Origin of the sequence: Streptomyces sp. NPDC002773 (genome assembly GCF_040295605.1) — a bacterium.
GTDB lineage: Bacteria > Actinomycetota > Actinomycetes > Streptomycetales > Streptomycetaceae > Streptomyces.
This window is the reverse complement of record NZ_JBEOVO010000021.1, coordinates 1-16,959: the sequence shown is the minus strand read 5'-3', so window position 1 is coordinate 16,959 and position 16,959 is coordinate 1. Positions and strand designations below refer to the sequence as shown.

The 16,959-nt window shown below is 70.4% G+C and carries 12 protein-coding genes; 4 read left to right on the top strand and 8 right to left on the bottom strand.

Features of this window, described 5'->3' with window-relative positions:
- Positions 1-50: 50 nt before the first annotated feature.
- On the bottom strand, positions 51-1,097 hold the full coding sequence (locus ABT034_RS23640) for a LacI family DNA-binding transcriptional regulator (protein WP_351218322.1): 1,047 nt from the start codon (positions 1,095-1,097) through the stop codon (positions 51-53).
- Positions 1,098-1,327: 230 nt separating this feature from the next.
- Between ABT034_RS23640 and chvE the strand changes: the two genes are divergently transcribed.
- Genes chvE through mmsB form a run of 3 tightly spaced genes read left to right on the top strand, consistent with a single transcriptional unit; the run spans position 1,328 to position 5,270 of the window.
- Complete coding sequence (gene chvE, locus ABT034_RS23635; protein WP_351218320.1) at positions 1,328-2,437, top strand: multiple monosaccharide ABC transporter substrate-binding protein; 1,110 nt, start codon at positions 1,328-1,330, stop codon at positions 2,435-2,437.
- A gap of 20 nt (positions 2,438-2,457) precedes the next feature.
- Positions 2,458-4,029, top strand: a complete 1,572-nt coding sequence (gene mmsA / locus ABT034_RS23630) for a multiple monosaccharide ABC transporter ATP-binding protein (protein ID WP_351218477.1) — start codon at positions 2,458-2,460, stop codon at positions 4,027-4,029.
- Positions 4,026-5,270 carry a multiple monosaccharide ABC transporter permease gene (mmsB, locus tag ABT034_RS23625; protein WP_351218318.1) on the top strand — a complete coding sequence of 415 codons (1,245 nt, stop codon included), beginning with the start codon at positions 4,026-4,028 and terminating at the stop codon, positions 5,268-5,270. The genes mmsA and mmsB overlap by 4 nt, the downstream gene beginning before the upstream one ends.
- A 74-nt stretch (positions 5,271-5,344) precedes the next feature.
- Here the strand turns inward: mmsB and ABT034_RS23620 are convergent, their stop codons facing one another.
- The 5 genes from ABT034_RS23620 to ABT034_RS23600 form a co-directional block, all read right to left on the bottom strand.
- Complete coding sequence (locus ABT034_RS23620; protein ID WP_351218316.1) at positions 5,345-6,421, bottom strand: aldose epimerase family protein; 1,077 nt, start codon at positions 6,419-6,421, stop codon at positions 5,345-5,347.
- Positions 6,422-6,528: 107 nt separating this feature from the next.
- Positions 6,529-7,536 carry a galactofuranose ABC transporter, permease protein YjfF gene (gene yjfF / locus ABT034_RS23615; protein ID WP_351218314.1) on the bottom strand — a complete coding sequence of 336 codons (1,008 nt, stop codon included), beginning with the start codon at positions 7,534-7,536 and terminating at the stop codon, positions 6,529-6,531.
- The gene (locus tag ABT034_RS23610; RefSeq protein WP_351218312.1) at positions 7,533-8,648 is read right to left on the bottom strand and encodes an ABC transporter permease; all 1,116 of its coding nucleotides are present in this window, start codon (positions 8,646-8,648) and stop codon (positions 7,533-7,535) included. Before ABT034_RS23610 ends, yjfF begins: the two co-directional genes overlap by 4 nt.
- Entirely contained in the window at positions 8,645-10,207 is a 1,563-nt protein-coding gene (locus ABT034_RS23605) for a sugar ABC transporter ATP-binding protein (RefSeq protein WP_351218310.1), read from the bottom strand. The genes ABT034_RS23610 and ABT034_RS23605 overlap by 4 nt, the downstream gene beginning before the upstream one ends.
- Before the next feature lie 66 nt (positions 10,208-10,273).
- On the bottom strand, positions 10,274-11,275 hold the full coding sequence (locus ABT034_RS23600; protein ID WP_351218308.1) for an ABC transporter substrate-binding protein: 1,002 nt from the start codon (positions 11,273-11,275) through the stop codon (positions 10,274-10,276).
- A gap of 576 nt (positions 11,276-11,851) precedes the next feature.
- On the opposite strand from ABT034_RS23600, the gene ABT034_RS23595 reads away from it, so the two are divergent.
- Positions 11,852-12,061, top strand: coding sequence for a hypothetical protein (locus tag ABT034_RS23595; RefSeq protein WP_351218306.1), 210 nt, complete (start codon positions 11,852-11,854; stop codon positions 12,059-12,061).
- 63 nt (positions 12,062-12,124) lie between these two features.
- Here the strand turns inward: ABT034_RS23595 and ABT034_RS23590 are convergent, their stop codons facing one another.
- Together ABT034_RS23590 and ABT034_RS23585 are read right to left on the bottom strand one after the other, a co-directional pair.
- Positions 12,125-12,634 carry a hypothetical protein gene (locus tag ABT034_RS23590; RefSeq protein WP_351218304.1) on the bottom strand — a complete coding sequence of 170 codons (510 nt, stop codon included), beginning with the start codon at positions 12,632-12,634 and terminating at the stop codon, positions 12,125-12,127.
- Positions 12,631-16,959: DUF6531 domain-containing protein (locus tag ABT034_RS23585; protein ID WP_351218302.1), on the bottom strand; the 4,329-nt coding region annotated here is incomplete at its 5' end. The genes ABT034_RS23590 and ABT034_RS23585, both read right to left, overlap by 4 nt.

Genomic DNA, 16,959 nt, shown 5'->3' with positions numbered 1-16,959 from the left:
TGGCGGTGGTCACGAGGTCGCGGTGGCGGCGGCGGGAGCCGCCCGCCCCGTCAGCTCTCGTGCGACGGGCGCGAGCTCGCCCGCATGATGAGCTGCGGTTCCACCAGGAGGTGCTCGGCCTTCCGGGCGCGGCCCTCGATGTGGTCCACCAGAAGCCCGATGCTCCGGCGCCCGATGGCGGCGAAGTCCTGGCGGACCGTCGTCAGGGGCGGCGGGAAGTACTCGGCCTCCGGGATGTCGTCGAAGCCGGCGACGGCCACCTGCGCGGGGGTGCGGATCCCGCCCTCGCGCAGCGCCCGCAGGACGCCCAGCGCCATCTGGTCGTTGGCGACGAAGACGGCCGTGACCGGTGTCGCCCCGCGGCGGGCCAGGACGAGTCCCGCGAGCTCCTGTCCCGCCCGGTACCCGGACAGCGGGCTCCAGTCCCCCGTCAGTACGCGGGGAGGCTTGATGTCGTTCTCCTCCAGGACGGCGCGCCAGCCCGCGGTACGGGCCTCGCTCTCCAGCCAGTCCTCGGGTCCCGCCACGTGCCAGACGGTGCTGTGTCCGGCGGCGAGCAGGTGCTCCGTGACCATGCGGGCGCCGAGCTCCTGGTCGAGGGAGACGCCGGGCAGGTCGAGCTGATGCCCTCCCTCCACGGTGACCACGGGGAAGGGCGCGTCCAGCTCGGCGAGCGCCTGCACGTGCGAGCGCTGCGGGGTGATGGCGACGACACCCTCCACACCCCAGGCCGCGAGGTGGTCGATGGCGTCCTTGAGCCCCTGGCCCCCGCCCGAGCGCAGGTTGACGGTCGAGACGAGGTAGCCCTCCTCCCGGGCCGCCTCCTCCAGGCCGGTGAGGGTGCTGGCGGGGCCGTACAGGGCGGTGTTGACGGCGATGACGCCCAGCGTCCTCGTCCGGCGCGTCACCAGGGCGCGTGCGGCGGAGTTGCGGCGGTAGCCGAGCCGCTCGATGGCCGCGGCGACCTGTTCCCGGGTGGCCGCGCGCACGTTGGGGTGTGCGCTCAGCACCCGGGAGACGGTCTGGTGGGAGACCCCCGCCTCGCGTGCGACGTCGGCCATCGTCGGCGGGCGGACGTCTTCCGCGGGTTGCGCCACGTTCGCCTCCCTTCTCCCTGCTTGCGGCTGCGTACTCGATACGAGAAAAACCTTAGCGCCTCTTGTATCACGCTGTTGTGAGCGCTAACAATCTACCTCGACCGGGGTGCCGACGCCCTGGCCACCCAGCCGGAACGGTGCCGTCCCGGTGGTGCGAGGACACGCGCTGCCGTCAAGCCCGTCCCCCCGGCCGGAGCCGCCCTCGACGACGGGATTGCCAGGTAACGCCCATGAAGAAGTTCCGATCCGCATCCGCCCTCCTGGCCGTGACCACCGGCTGCGCCCTGCTCCTGACCGCGTGTGGGCAGAACAGCGAGGGGGGCAGCCAGGAGTCGAAGGACAAGAAGGACCTCACCATCGGCATCGCCATGCCCACCAAGTCCTCCGAGAGGTGGATCGCCGACGGCCGGAACATGACCGAAAGCCTGAAGAAGGCCGGCTTCTCCACGACCCTGCAGTACGGCGAGGACGACCCCGACCAGCAGGTCGCCCAGATCGAGAACATGATCACCCAGGGCGTCGACGCCCTGGTCGTGGCCGCCATCAACGGCGAGGCCCTGTCCAACGTCCTCCAGGAGGCGGCGGACGCCCACATCCCGGTCATCTCCTACGACCGGCTCATCCTGGGCTCCCCGCACATCGACTACTACGCCTCCTTCGACAACGAGAAGGTCGGCGAGCTCCAGGCCACGTACATCGTCGAGAAGCTGGGGCTGAAGACCGGCTCGAAGAAGGGCCCCTTCAACGTCGAGCTGTTCGCCGGGTCGAACGACGACAACAACACCAAGTACTTCTTCAACGGCGCCATGAAGGTGCTGAAGCCCTACCTCGACAAGAAGCAGCTCGTCGTGCGCTCCCGGCAGACCCAGCTCAACCAGGTCACCACCCTGCGCTGGGACGGAGGGACGGCGCAGAAGCGGATGGACGACCTGCTGACCTCCTCGTACTCCACGGCCCGGGTCGACGCCGTGCTCTCCCCGTACGACGGCATCTCCATCGGGATCCTGTCCGCCCTGAAGTCCGACGACTACGGCAGCGCCACGAAGCCCCTGCCGGTCGTCACCGGCCAGGACGCGGAGGTCGCCTCCGTGAAGTCGATCATCGCGGGCCAGCAGACCCAGACCGTCTACAAGGACACCCGCGCACTCGCGCAGACCGCCGCCGACATGGTGACCGCCGTCCTCGCCGGCAAGAAGCCCGAGATCAACGACGACTCCACGTACGACAACGGCAAGAAGGTGGTCCCCGCCTTCCTGCTCGACCCGGTCAGCGTCGACAAGTCGAACTACCGGAAGGTCCTGGTCGACTCCGGCTACATCGACGCCAAGGAACTGCGGTGATCCCCGGCCCCGTCCTGGAAATGCGGTCCATCGGCAAGACCTTCCCCGGAGTCAGAGCACTGTCCGACGTGACTCTGTCCGTCGAGCGCGGCGAGGTGCACGCCCTGTGCGGGGAGAACGGTGCCGGCAAGTCGACGCTCATGAAGGTCCTCTCCGGCGTCCACCCGCACGGCACCTACGAGGGCGAGATCCTCTTCGAGGGCGAGCCGTGCCTGTTCAAGGACATCAGGGCCAGCGAGCGGCGCGGCATCGTCATAATCCACCAGGAACTCGCCCTCGTCCCCTACCTGTCGATCGCCGAGAACATCTTCCTCGGCAACGAGCCGGGCAGGCGCGGGATCGTCGACTGGCGCGAGGCGCTGCGCCGCGCCTCCGAACTGCTCCGGCGCGTCGGGCTCGACGAGCACCCCGAGACCCGGGTCGCGGACATCGGTGTCGGCAAGCAGCAGCTCGTGGAGATCGCCAAGGCACTGGCGAAGGACGTCCGCCTGCTGATCCTCGACGAGCCCACCGCGGCGCTCAATGACGAGGACAGCGCGAAGCTGCTGCGGCTGATGCGGGAGCTGAAGAGCCAGGGCATCACGTCGATCATCATCTCGCACAAGCTGAACGAGATCGCCCGGATCGCCGACTCCGTCACCATCCTGCGCGACGGGCGGTCCATCGAGACCCTGGACGTCAGGGACCCGGCCACCACCGAGGAGCGCATCATCCGCGGCATGGTGGGGCGGGACCTCGACAGCCGCTTCCCCGACCGCACGCCCTACGAGGGCCCGCCCGGGGCCGCCCCCGTCCTGGAGATCCGGGACTGGACCGTGCGTCACCCGCTCGACCGCGGCCGCAAGGTCGTCGACGGGGTCTCGCTGCAGGTCCGCCGCGGGGAGATCGTCGGCGTCGCGGGGCTCATGGGCGCCGGCCGGACCGAGCTCGCCATGAGCGTCTTCGGCCGTTCCTACGGCCGCTACGAGCGGGGCGCCGTGTTCAGGGACGGCCGCGAGGTACGGACACGTACGGTTCCGGAGGCGGTCGCCCACGGCATCGCGTACGCCACCGAGGACCGCAAGCACTACGGTCTCGACCTCGGGGACTCCGTGAGCCGGAACATCTCGCTCGCGTCCCTGGGCGCCCTCGCCCGCCGGGGCGTCGTCGACGGGCACGAGGAGCGCAGGGTCGCCGAACGGTTCCGGCGGACCATGAACATCAAGACGCCGACCGTCCTCGAACCGGTCGGCCGCCTCTCCGGCGGCAACCAGCAGAAGGTCGTCCTCAGCAAGTGGATCCTCGCCGGTCCGGACGTCCTCATCCTCGACGAGCCCACGCGCGGAGTCGACGTGGGAGCCAAGTACGAGATCTACACCGTCATCGACCGGCTCGCCGCCGAGGGCAAGGCGATCCTCCTCATCTCCTCCGAGCTGCCCGAACTGCTCGGCATGTGCGACCGCGTCTACACCATGGCCGCCGGGCGGCTGACCGGCGAGGTCGCCCGCGCGGAGGCCACCCAGGAAGTGCTGATGCGGCACATGACGCAGGACTCCCCCGCACCACCGGCGGCAACCGCGCACGCCGACTCCAGCGAAGGACATCAGGAATGAGCACCGACGTCAGCACGGAACCGGCCACTCCGGCCCCCGCCGGCCGCGGCGCCCCGCCCGGCGGGACGCCCCTCACCCGCCTGCTCGTGGACGGCGTCCGGCGGAACATGCGCCAGTACGGAATGCTCTTCGCGCTCGGCCTGATCGTCCTCCTGTTCCAGATCTGGACGGGTGGCGACCTCCTGCTGCCACGCAACGTCTCCAACCTGGTGCTGCAGAACAGCTACATCCTCATCCTGGCGATCGGGATGATGATCGTCATCATCTCCGGGCACATCGATCTGTCGGTGGGCTCCCTGATGGCACTGGTCGGCGGGATCGGCGCGGTGCTCATGGTCGAGCACCACGTCTCCTGGCCCGTCGCGGTGCTCCTCACCCTTCTGCTCGGAGCGGCCGCCGGGGCGCTCCAGGGATTCTTCATCGCGTACGTCGGCATACCGTCGTTCATCGTGACCCTCGCGGGCATGCTGCTCTTCCGCGGCCTCACGGAGATCTTCCTCAAGGGGCAGACGCTCGGCCCCTTCCCGGACGGACTGCAGAAGGTCGCCAACGGCTTCCTGCCGGAGGTGGGCCCCCGGACCAACTACCACAACCTGACCCTGCTCCTCGGCCTGGGGCTGATCGCGTACGTGGTCTTCCAGGAGGTACGGGACCGGCGCCGGCAGCGGGAGTTCACCCTTGAGGCGCTCCCCACGGGCCTGTTCGCGCTCAAGGTGACGGCTCTGGTGGCCGCGGTCCTGGTCACCACCCTGTTGCTCGCCAGCTACAAGGGCGCCCCCGTGGTCCTGCTGATCCTGGCGGTGCTTCTGGTCGGCTTCGGCTACCTGATGCGCAACGCGGTCATCGGCCGCCACGTGTACGCGATCGGGGGGAACCTGCCCGCCGCGAAGCTGTCCGGGGTCAAGGACAGGAAGGTGACCTTCGCGGTCTTCCTCAACATGGGAATGCTCGCGGCGCTCGCCGGGCTCGTCTTCGCGGCACGCTTCAACGCGGCCTCGCCGAAGGCCGGCGTCAACTTCGAACTGGAGGCCATCGCCGCCGCGTTCATCGGCGGGGCCTCGATGAGCGGCGGCGTCGGGACCGTCCTGGGAGCCATCATCGGCGGCCTGGTCCTCGGCGTGCTCAACAACGGCATGAACCTCGTCGGGGTGGGCACCGACTGGCAGCAGGTCATCAAGGGCCTCGTGCTGCTCGCGGCGGTCGGCTTCGACGTGTGGAACAAGCGCAGGGCGGGTGCCTGAGCCCGCTCCGTACATGGCCGTGCCCGCCGGTTCTCCACCGGCGGGCACGGCCGTTTCGGCATGTCCGTACGGGGTCAGGGGCGCGTACCGAACCGCAGGACGGTCCTCGACCGGTATTCGCCGCCGGGTCGCAGCACCGTGGACGGGTCACCGGGGCGGTTCGGGGAGTCGGGGAAGTGCTGGGTCTCCAGCGCGACGCCGGCGCCCGACCGGTAGGGCGTACCGCTCTTGCCGAGGACCGATCCGTCGAACTGGCCCGCTGTGTAGACCTGGAGTCCCGGCTCCGTGGTCAGCACCTCCATGCGGCGGCCGGTGGCCGGGGCGTGGAGGACGGCGGCCCGGCGCAGTGTCCCGTCGTCGTGCGGGCTCAGGACGAAGTTGTGGTCGTACCCGCCGCCGGCGCCGGGACGGGCCTGCGCCTCGCCGATCCTGAGCGGCCGGCGGAGGTCGAACGCGGTGCCGTACACGGGGCGGTGGTCCCCGGAGGGGATGAGCTCCTCGTCGACCGGCGTGTAGTGGTCGGCGCCGACGGCCAGTTCGTGGTCGAGGACGTCGCCGGCGCCCTCGCCTTCGAGATTGAAGTAGGCGTGGTTGGTCAGGTTGACCGGAGTGGGGGCGTCGGTGACGGCGGCGTACGAGAAGGAGAGTTCGCCGTCGCGGCCGATGAGAAGGCTGGCGGTGACGTCGAGGTTTCCCGGGAATCCCTGGTCGCCGTCGGGGCTGCGCAGGTGCAGGAGCACGCCCGTCCGCTCCGGGGTGTGCACGCTTTCGGCTTCCCAGAGCCGGGTGTCGAAGCCGTCGGGTCCGCCGTGCAGGCAGTGGCCGGTCTCCTGTGTGGCCAGCTGGTACGGCGTGCCTTCCAGGGAGAACCGGCCGTGTGCGATGCGGTTGGCGTAGCGGCCGACGGTGGAGCCGAAGTACCGGGCGGTATCGGCCGTCCGGGCCGGGTCGCGCGGAGCCAGGACGACGTCGGCCGGGGTGCCGTGGCGGTCGGGCACCCACAGCGCGTGGAGGCGGGCCCCGCGGGTGTGCACCTCCGCCGTGAGTCCGCCGGGGAAGCCGAAGACCCATCGCTGTCCGGAGTCCGTGGCGGGCAGGCAGACCGGTGGGCCGCCGGTGAAGGGGGGACGGGAGGTCGGAGTCACGGTCATGGGAGTTCCTCGTCAGGAGTGCGGCGCGGCCGGGAAAGGGGGCTGAAGGGCCCCGCTTTCCCGGCCGTGGTCGTGGTGGTCGGCGATCAGTGGTGAGTAGCTGGTGCTCAGTGGTCCGCTCGGGGTCCGCCGAAGAGCCGTTGGAGGAGGATGAAGACGAACAGCAGCCCGCCGATGACGATGCGCGTCCACCACGAGCTGAGCGTGCCCTGGAAGCTGATGACGGTCTGGATCAGACCGAGGACCGTCACGCCCAGCGCCGTGCCCAGGACGAAGCCGGAGCCCCCGGTCAGCAGGGTCCCCCCGATGACGGCGGCCGCGATGGCGTCGAGTTCCATGCCGACGGCGTGCAAGGCGTAGCCGGACAGCATGTAGAAGGTCAGCAGCAGACCGCCGAGGGCGGAGCACAGACCGCTCACGGCGTACACCGCGACCTTGGTGCGTCCCACGGGCAGGCCCATGAGACGGGCCGAGGACTCGTTGCCGCCCAGGGCGTAGACGGTGCGGCCGAAGCGGGTGTGGTGCAGGACGCCGAAGGCGAGCGCCAGGACCACCAGGGCGATGACCACGGCGGGTGAGACGAACAGTCCCCCCGGCAGGAGCACGCGCGTCTGGGCGATCGTCGTGGTCGTCGGGTCGGTGATGGAGAGGGACTTCGTGCTGATCATGTAACAGAGGCCGCGGGCGAGGAACATGCCCGCGAGGGTGACGATGAAGGGCTGGATCTCGAAGGCGTGGATGACCCACCCCATGAGGGCGCCGCCTCCCGCTCCCACCAGCAGGACCAGGGGCGCCGCCAGGGCGAGCGGCACGCCGTTCTGTTCGACGAGCCAGGCCGTCAGCATGGTCGACAGGGCCACCATGGCGCCGACGGACAGGTCGATGCCCCCGGTGAGGATGACGAACGTCATGCCGATCGCCACGACGAGCAGGAAGCTGTTGTCGATCAGGACGTTGAGCAGGACCTGCGCGGAGAAGAAGCCTTCGTACTGCAGCGAGCCGATCGAGAACATCGCGACCAGCAGGGTGGCCGTCACCATGAGCGGCAAGCGGGTGGCATGCCGTACCGAGAACCGCTGGAGCGGTCCGGTGAGGGAGCTGAGGGTGGCACTCACGGGTGGACCTCCTGCCGGCGGACTCCCGCGTCGCCGGCCGCGGGGGCCGGGTCCGGGCCTGCCGGTCGGCGACGGTGCGGGAGTCGTGCGCGGAACGCGGGCGACTGGGCGAGACATACGACGATGACGACCAGGGCCTTGAAGACGAGGGTGGTCTCCGGCGGTACGCCGAGGGTGTAGATCGTGGTCGAGAGGGTCTGGATGATGAGCGCGCCCAGGACCGTCCCGCCGAGGGAGAAACGGCCGCCGGTGAGGGCGGTGCCGCCGATGACCACGGCGAGGATCGCGTCCAGCTCGATCCACAGGCCCGCGTTGTTGCCATCGGCACTGGACACGTTGGAGCTGATCATCAGGCCGGCCACCGCGGCGCACACGGCGCTCACCACGTAGACCATGACCAGGAGCCCGGCCGCCCGGATGCCGACGAGGCGGCTCGCGACCGGGTTGCCGCCCACCGATTCGATGAGCATGCCGAGCGCGGTCCGCCGGGTGACGAGGGAGGTCACCGCGACGAGGGCCGCGGCGAGCAGGACGGCGAAGGGGAGCGTGAGCCAGTAGCCGCCGCCGATCATCTTGTAGGCGCCGCTGGACACGCTGATGATCTGGCCGTCGGTGATCAGCTGGGCCACGCCCCGGCCGGCGACCATGAGGACCAGCGTGGCGACGATGGGCTGGACCCCGAGCCGGGCGACGAGGAGACCGTTCAGGAGTCCGATGGCGGCGGCCACGCCGAGCGCCGTCGCGATCGCCGAGAGGACGGTGGGCAGGCTCCCGGGATCCTTCGCGGTGGCGATGTGTTCGCACGCGAGGGCGCCGGCGATGGCGACCGTCGAACCGACCGACAGGTCGATGCCGCGGGTCGCGATGACCAGCGTCATGCCGAGCGACACCAGGATCAGGGGGGCGCCGAACTGGAGGATGTCGATCAGGCTGCCGTACAGGTGCCCGTTCTGGACGCGTACGGCGAAGAAGTCGTGGGTGAGTGCGACGTTCCCCAGCAACAGGGTGGCCAGCGCGGCGGCAGGCCAGAACAGGCGGTGCTCGGTGAGCCGCCGGGTGCCGGGCGCCCGGGCCGGACGACCCCCGGCGCCGGTGTCGTCAGGTGGTGTCATGAGGTGGCTCCGGTGGCGATGGCGCCCAGGATCCGGTCGGGCGTCAGGGTCGTGTCGTTGGGGAGGGTGGCGACGAGCCGGTGGTCGCGCAGCACGCCGACCCGGTGGCTCAGCCGCAGCACTTCCTCGAGTTCGGCGGAGATGAAGAGGACCGCGGTGCCCTCCGCGGCCAGGCGGGTGACGAGCTTCCCGATCTCCGTCCTGGCGCCGATGTCGATGCCCCGGGTGGGTTCGTCCAGGATCAGCAGTTCGGGGTCGGTGAGCAGCCATCGGGCGAGCAGCACCTTCTGCTGGTTGCCTCCGCTGAGATTGCGGACCTGGGCCTCGGGGTTGGCCGGACGGATGTCGAGGACCTCGGTCCACCGGGCGGCGATCTCGTCCTGGCGGGTGCGGGAGAGGGGTTTGGTCCAGCCGCGTGCGGCTTGCAGCGCCAGCACGATGTTCTCGCGGACCGTGAGTTCGCCGATCAGGCCCTCCGCCTTGCGGTTCTCCGAGCAGAAGGCGATCTTGCGGGCGATCGCGGCGCGCGGCGAGCGCAGGACGGCGCGCTCGCCGTCGATCCGCAGCTCGCCCGCGTCGGCGTGGTCGGCGCCGAAGAGCAGCCGGGCCGCTTCGGTACGTCCGGATCCGAGGAGTCCGGCCAGGCCGATGACCTCGCCGCGGTGGATGTCCAGGTCGTACGGCTGGATGGAACCGGCCCGGCCGAGTCCGCGGGCGCTCAGGAAAGGGGCGTCCGTGGAGTCGGGGACGACGGCGGTGCCGGTGGGGGACGTCTCGGCCGGTTCGTCCGGGGTGCGCGGTTCGCTGCCGACCATGTGGTGCACGAGGCTGACGGGTGTCAGCTCGTCGATCCGGTACTCCCCTTCGAGGCGGCCGTTGCGCAGGACGGTCACCCGGTCGCACAGGTCGAAGACCTGGTCGAGGAAGTGAGTGACGAAGAGGATCGCGACGCCCCGGTCGCGGAGTCGGCGGACCAGTGCGAACAGCTGGGCGACTTCGTCCCGGTCGAGACTGGAGGTGGGCTCGTCGAGGACCAGCACCTTCGCCTGGATGTCCACGGCGCGGACGATCGCGACGAGTTGCTGGACGGCGAGGGAGTGCGCGCTCAGCGGCCGTCGGACGTCGAGGTCGAGTTCCAGCTCGGTGATGAGCTGTGCCGCGCGCCGGTGGAGGGCCGACCAGTGGACGAGGCCCAGGCGCCGGGGTTCACGTCCGATGAGGATGTTCTCGGCGACGGAGAGGTTGGGGCACAGGTTCACCTCCTGGTAGACCGTGCTGATTCCGGCGTGCTGGGCTCCCAGGGGTTCGGCGAACCGCTGGGGGGTTCCGTCGACGGAGACCGTTCCCGCGTCGGGCGGGTGGACCCCGGTGAGTACCTTGATGAGGGTCGACTTGCCGGCGCCGTTCTCGCCCATGAGCGCGTGGACCTCGCCCGGGAAGAGGCGCAGGTCCACGCCGTCGAGTGCGAGGACGCCGGGGAAGGCCTTGCGGATGCCATGGGCTTCCAGGACCGGCCGGCCGGTGCGGGTGGGTGCGGGTGGGGTGGGTGGGGCTGCCATCCGCCCTCCTCTCCTGAGGGATCGGGGGCGGCGCGAGGGCCGCCCCCGGTCTGTGCGGGCGGTGGGTCAGTACTGCCGGCCGGGCAGGGCGGCCTCGGCCTGGTCCTGGGTGAAGACGCCCTCCTTGACCTCGACCCGCCGCGGGACGCTCTCCCCCGCCGCGACCTTCTTGGCGAGCTCCATGAGCTGGTCGCCGAGGAGCGGGTTGCACTCGACCACCACGTTGATCTTCTTCTCCTTCATGGCGACGAAGGCGTCCTTGATGCCGTCGACGGAGATCACTTTGATGTCGGCGCCCGGCTTCTTCCCCGCCTCCTCGATGGCCTGGATGGCGCCGAGCGCCATGTCGTCGTTGTGGGCGTACAGGACGTCGATGTCCTTGTGGGACTTGAGGAAGGCCTGCATGACCTCCTTGCCCTTGGCTCGGGTGAAGTCCCCGGTCTGGGAGGCGACGACCTTGAACTTGGGGTCGCCCTTGATGGCATCGGCGAAGCCCGCCTTGCGGTCGTTGGCGGGTGCGGAACCCGTGGTGCCCTGGAGCTCGACGAGGTTGACCGGCGCGGAGGTGCCCTCGTACTCCTTGACCAGCCACTTGCCGGCCTCCTGTCCCTCCTTGACGAAGTCGGAGCCGAGGAAGGTCCGGTAGAGGGAGGTGTCCTGCGAGTCGACCGCGCGGTCGGTGAGGATCACCGGGATACCGGCGTTCTTGGCCTCCTTGAGGACGGTGTCCCAGCCGGACTCCACCACCGGCGAGAAGGCGATGACGTCCACCTTCTGCTGGATGAAGGTGCGGATCGCCTTGATCTGGTTCTCCTGCTTCTGCTGCGCGTCGGAGAACTTCAGCGTGATGCCGGCCTTCTCGGCCGCCTCGCGCACGGACTTGGTGTTGGCCGTGCGCCAGCCGCTCTCGGCTCCCACCTGGGCGAACCCGAGCACCAGCTTGCCGTCGGAGGAGCCCTTGCCGGTGCCGCCGGCGGTGCCGGTGGTCGCGGGCTCGGTGGTGCAGGCGGTCAGCACGCTGCCGGCCAGGGCGGCGGCGGCGATGACACGGAGGGCTCTGTGGGCCATGTCGTGGTTCCTCTCGGGACGTGCGTCGGACCAGGCGGAGCCCAGAAGGAGATGGGCCCGGTGAAGGCGTGGCTGTGCAGCGGTGGTTGAGCCGGGCGGAGGCAGAGCGAAGCGTCGGCCTCGACGAGCGGCGCTGGCGAATGCGACACATTGTGAGCGCTAACAGAGCCGTAACTCAAGGGCTTGTACGGCCGTTACCCGTTCTTGATGGGCACACCATCCGCTGGATTGAGACGCCAGTCCGCCACCCGTGGACCCGATGCGGCGACCCTGACATGGGGGATCGACCCAAATATTGTGAGCGTTAACACTCGCTAGGGACCATGCGAAGGGTCGCAACGGGCCGCCGAAATCCCTGCGGAGCGACGATCGTTGACACCTCCACAGCGGGCTTCGTATCGTCACGCCATCATTTCGAACAACGTCCGATATGCCGAACATCGGGAGTCGTCCCATGTGTTCCACTCGGTCCGGCACCCGTGCCAGGGGCGTCCGCTATCCGGTCAGTCCGGTCGTGGGCGAAGGCCTGCGGAACTGTGGGACCTGTGGGCCCTGCCGCGACGGCGAGACCAACCTGTGCACTTCGTCGCACGGCAGTTCTCGATCGGAACCGCCTTCGGAGCCTCCTCCGGAGCCTGGTCCTACGCCGTGAGCGTCTTCTCCGCGGGCCGGCTGGCACCGCTCGAACTCCTCGCGCACGAGCTGGGCATCGACGAGTTCGAGCGGGCCATGGAGCTCACGGGCGGCCGCGATCCCCGAGTCGGGCGGGTTCTGCTCCGGCCTTGAAGGGCCCGCCCAGCCCGACGAGCTCGACCGCTGATCAGCGCCCCGCGGGCGGCCCGGCCTTCGTCACTTCTCCCGGTACTTCGCGTCGGCCACGAGCACCGAGGTGAAGTGGACCGGCAGGCCGCTCTCGTCCCTCGGGACCTCCTGGGAGGTGTCCCGCGTGAAGGCCAGGGTGACACCGGGGATGTAGGGCGCTCGCGGGTCGTCGGTGTTGACCTGCCAGCCCTTCCGGGCGGCGTGGGCGAGGACCTCGTCGGCGGGGGTACGGAAGACGTCGAGGCCGTCGAGGAGGACCTGGACGTCGGGGTCCTCGTCCTCGTCGGGGCCCCAGACGGTGACGGCGGTGACCCGGTGGTCGCGTTCGAGGGCCGCCTGGAAGCCGATGCCGTCGTACTCGGCGGAGACCAGGTCGAAGTCGCGCACCGCGTCGGCCGGGTACACCCGGGGCGCGCCCCAGGCCGAGACCGCGGCGACCGTCTCGTCGAGCGTCATTCCCAGCTGGACGGGGGCCACGCCGCGGGGCGGGTCGAGGACGAACTGCATGAGGGGGCCTTTCTGGTGGGTTGCGGTCATTTCAGTATGTCGTAGTCGATCGTCCAGCCCCGGCTCTCCAGCATCGCCTGGAACTTCCTGTTGTCCTTGAGGCTTTGGACCATGTCCGCGATGTGCTGGTCGTACTTGTCGCCGTACTTGGCGCGGACCTCATCGATGTCCATCTTCATGGCCAGGTCCCAGCGTCCGGCGTCGATGTGGGCGCGCTGGTCGGCGCGCCACTGGACGGAGTGGGCCCACGAGCCGGTCGAGGACATGTCCCGGTGGTCGGCCTTCTCCATGCGGATCGCCGGGCCCATCCCGGCGTCGTTGATGAAGCCCTCCTCGTCGAGGTGCGCGTAGGAGGCCTTGGCCGGGATGTGGTTGATCTCCATCTTGACCGGGTACTTCGGGTCGCCGTTCTCGTCCTTGAGGTTGGCCGGGGTCATGCCCCCGTACCAGCCGCCGTCCTCGGTACACCCCTTGGCGATGAGGCCCAGGGGGTCGGTGAGGGTCCAGGGGTTGGTCACGTAGGCGACGGGGTTCGCCGCGGGGGCCAGGCCCAGGGGGTCGGGGCTCGCGTACCGGGCCGTCTCCGGGTCGTAGTGACGCAGGTAGTTGTAGTGCAGGCCCGTCTCGGGGTCCTCGTACTGGCCGGGGAGGCGCAGCGGGGTGTGGGCCGTCGCGGTGCGGTTCCACCGGGTGCTGCCCCAGGTGGTCCTGCGGGACTGCCACGCCACTTCGCCGGCTTCGTCGACCAGCTCGGTGGGGGCGCCGACCAGGTCGGTGACGATGGCGAAGAAGCGGGTGTCGTAGGCGTCCTGTCCGGCGCCGGCCGGGCGTCGTTCGAGCTGGCTGAGGGGGCGGTGGTCGTGGGCGTCGTACTCCCAGGTGACCGTGGTGGCGGTGGCGGTGTCCGTCTGTTCGGCCAGCCGGGTGCCGTCCCAGGTGAAGTACACCGACTGCGCGACGCTCCTCCCGTCGGGCGCCATGCGGTGCTTGGCGGTGCGCCGGCCGAGCGGGTCGTACGTGTAGCACCAGGTGACGCCGTCGGGGGTCCGGCAGGCGGTGAGCCGGTTCTCCGCGTCCCACGTGTAGTGCCAGGTGTCGGGCTTGCGGGAGAGACGGGTCCGCTGCCGCAGCACCATGCGGCCCGCCGTGTCGTACTCGTAGCGGAACCGGCCGGCGCGGAGCAGGCGGTTCCCTTCGTAGGCGCGCTCGCCCCGGGCGTCGTCCCTGAGTGCGCGGTCCGGCCAGTCGGCCTGGGCCTGGTTGCCGACGGCGTCGTACGCGTACGTCTCGTTCCAGTCCTCGGCCGTGACCCGTAGCGGCCGTCCGACCGGGTCGAGGTGGAACGTGACGTCGGTGTCGGCGAGCCGGTCGGTGATCCGTTCGAGGTGACCGTCGGCGCGGTAGCCGTAGCCGCGGGAGCGGACGACGCGCTCCCCCGCGGTCACGGTGCGGGAGGAGAGCCGGCCCATGCGGTCCCAGGCCGACGCCAGCGTGACGGAGGACGGGTCGTCGCCCAGCGCGCGGGCCACCTCGCGGCCCCGCTCGTCGCGGGTGACGAGCATGTCGTACCCGTCGGATGTGAGCCGGGTCCGGCGCCCCGCCGCGTCGTGCGTGTACCGGGACCGCGCTCCGCTCGGCGTGGTCCTGGACACCAGGGCTCCGGCCGGGTCGTACGCGTACCTGGTGGTGCGGCCGTCGACGGTCTCGGCGAGGAGCAGTCCCACCGCGTCCCGTTCGAGGACGACACTCGACGTCGGGGACGTCAGCGAGACCGGTCGGCCGGCCGGGTCGTAGCCGTACCGGGTGATCTCACCGCCGCAGTCCTTCTCCACGACCCGGTCCATCAGGTCGTAGGCGGTGGTGATGCGCTCCCCGAGCGCGGTCGTACGCGCGGTCGCGCGTCCGGCGGCGTCGAGCTCGTAGTGGACGGTGCGGCCGTCGAAGTCGGTCTCGGCGACCAGCCGGCCGGCCGCGTCGTAGGTGTAGGTCCAGGTCAGTCCCTGGGGGCCGGTCACGGAGGTCAGCCTGAGTTCCTTGTCGTAGCGGAACTCGTAGCGGGCGCCGTCCGCGCCCGTCCGGGCGGCCAGCTTCCCGAAGTGCGTGTACTCGAACCGGGTGGTCGCACCCGTGGGGTCCGTGTGGGAGGTCCTGTTGCCCTCGGCGTCCCACGTCCAGGTCTCCGTGCCGCCGTCCGGGCGCGTGGCGCGGGTGGCCCAGCCTTCGGTGTTCCACTCCGTGGTGTGTTCCGCGCCCAGCGGGTCGGTGCCGCGGACGGGCCGGCCGAAGGCGTCACGCGTGAGGCGGTAGGTGTGGCCCAGCGGATCGGTGTGGCTGAGGGTGAGGCCCGCCGCGTTGTGGGTCATGTGGTGCGTGGCACCCGAGGGGTCCGTGCGCGAGGTGAGAGCGCCGCGGTCGTCGTAGGTGGAGCGTGTGGTGGTGCCGTCGGGGGCGATGACGGCGGTGCGGTTGCCCCGCGCGTCGTACTCCTGCCGCCAGACGCTGCCGTCGGGGCCGGTGACGGTGACGGGCAGGTCGAGTGCGTTGTACGAGGTCAGCGTCCGGGTCCCGTCGGGGCGGACGACGGAGGTCAGGTTGTTGCGCTCGTCCCAGGTGAACGCCGCGGTGCGGCCCAGCTGGTCGGTCCGCGAGAGCAGGTTGTCGTACGCGTCCCACTGCCGGTACACGGTGTGGCCGAGCGGGTCGGTCTCCGCGACGACCTGCCCGAGTTCGTTGAAACGGGTGGTCGTGACCGCTCCGGTGGCGTCGGTGAAACGGGTGACGCGCTCGGCGGCGTCGTAGGAGAAGCGGGAGGAGAGGAAGCCGTCGGGGCCCACGGTCTCCACGACGCGGCCGTCCGGATCGTAGACGTAGCGGTACGTCGAGCCCAGGCGATCGGTCCACGAGGTGACCCGGCCCGCGTCGTCGTAGGTGAAACGCAGTTCGGCGGCCTCGCCGTCGCTGCCTCGGGCGTCGGAGACGGCGGTGAGCCGGTCCTCGGAGTCGTAGGCGAACTCGCTGGTTTTCTTCGGGCCTTCGGCGGTCCGCAGGGCGAGCCCGGTCACGCGCCCTCGCTCGTCGGAGGTGACGTCGACCTGGTAGCCACCGCTGTGCACGACGGTGACGGGTATCCCCTCGGCGTCCCGCTGGATTCCGATGCTGTTGCCGTTGCGGTCCTCGATGCGGCTCAGCCAGTAGAAGCGGTCGCCGTGGTACGGGTTCCCTTCGAACAGCCGTGTCTGGCCGGTGTGCGGCTCCTCCACCGCGTAGACGACTTCCCCGAGGCCATCCCGGGCACGCAGGCTCAGGGTGGCCGTCCGGTTCGCGGTGCTCGGCAGCAGGGTCTCGTCGCCGTCGGGGAGCCGGGGGTAGAGGAGGAGGGAGCCGTCCTCGCGGGCCCAGGCCGCCGTTCCCGCGGCGTCGAGGGAGATCTCGAGCCGCTCGTCGAGCGTGGACGCCCAGCCCGCTCCGAAGCACCGTCCGTAGTGGTACCCCGAGACGTGGGTGCGCCGCAGGACGAGGGGCAGGGTGCCGGGAAGCGCCAGGTCGGTCTGCGGGAGCAGCATCTCGCCGCTGGCGATGTCCACGGGGTCGGTCTTGCAGCGGCGCTTGTCGAGGCTGACGCCCTTGCCCCGCGGATCGCCGAGGACCTCCCGGGTCGAGTCGGGGGTCCGGCTCCCGTTCCCGCCCTTGCCGCGCCCCTGGCCGGTGTTGCCGCCGTTCCCGCTGCCGCCGTCGCTGTCGTGGTCGCCCTTGCGCTGGCGGGCGAGGCGGGCGGCCGTGTCGTCGTCGTTGTTCTTGTGGTCCTTGGAGATCTGTTTGACGGCCTTGGGGAGGGTCTCGCCGATGTGGTCGCCCATGGTCTTGGCGGACTTCACGAGGGCGCCCATGGCCTTCTCGATGACCGGGTCCAGGGCGTCGGCGATGTCGTCCCGGCCCTTGTTGCGTCCCTGGTGACCCTTGGCCTTGGTCAGCTTTCCGGCGGTCTTGCCGTGGATGCCGGCGCTCACACCGTTCAGCCTGGTGCCGGCCTGGTCGTGCTCGTCGTGCTCGATGTGGAAGCCCTTGCCCTTGCCGCCCCCGCCGCCTCCGCCGCCTCCTGCCGAGGCGAGGTTCAGGCCCTCCTTGCCGGCCTGCTTGGTCTGGTCGAGGTTCACGCCGTTCTGGACGCCCAGGGCGTCCATGCTGACCTGGACGACGAGGTCCGCCGCCATGTTCTCCAGCGCGGCCACGACCGGCTCGGTCATCACCGCGACGACGTGGCCGACGGCCTCCTGCATGGCGTCGGTGATCAGTTTCAGGAGCTGCTTCTTGGTGAGGGCGATCGCGCCCGCCCCGAGGAGCGCGGACAGGCCTCC

What these genes read in the sequence shown, in the direction of transcription:
- mmsA (WP_351218477.1), top strand. Translation starts at nt 2,458, where the DNA reads ATGCGGTCCATCGGCAAGACCTTCCCCGGAGTCAGAGCACTGTCCGAC.
- ABT034_RS23610 (WP_351218312.1), bottom strand. Translation starts at nt 8,648, where the DNA reads ATGACACCACCTGACGACACCGGCGCCGGGGGTCGTCCGGCCCGGGCG.
- ABT034_RS23620 (WP_351218316.1), bottom strand. Translation starts at nt 6,421, where the DNA reads ATGACCGTGACTCCGACCTCCCGTCCCCCCTTCACCGGCGGCCCACCG.
- mmsB (WP_351218318.1), top strand. Translation starts at nt 4,026, where the DNA reads ATGAGCACCGACGTCAGCACGGAACCGGCCACTCCGGCCCCCGCCGGC.
- chvE (WP_351218320.1), top strand. Translation starts at nt 1,328, where the DNA reads ATGAAGAAGTTCCGATCCGCATCCGCCCTCCTGGCCGTGACCACCGGC.
- ABT034_RS23600 (WP_351218308.1), bottom strand. Translation starts at nt 11,275, where the DNA reads ATGGCCCACAGAGCCCTCCGTGTCATCGCCGCCGCCGCCCTGGCCGGC.
- ABT034_RS23590 (WP_351218304.1), bottom strand. Translation starts at nt 12,634, where the DNA reads ATGACCGCAACCCACCAGAAAGGCCCCCTCATGCAGTTCGTCCTCGAC.
- ABT034_RS23605 (WP_351218310.1), bottom strand. Translation starts at nt 10,207, where the DNA reads ATGGCAGCCCCACCCACCCCACCCGCACCCACCCGCACCGGCCGGCCG.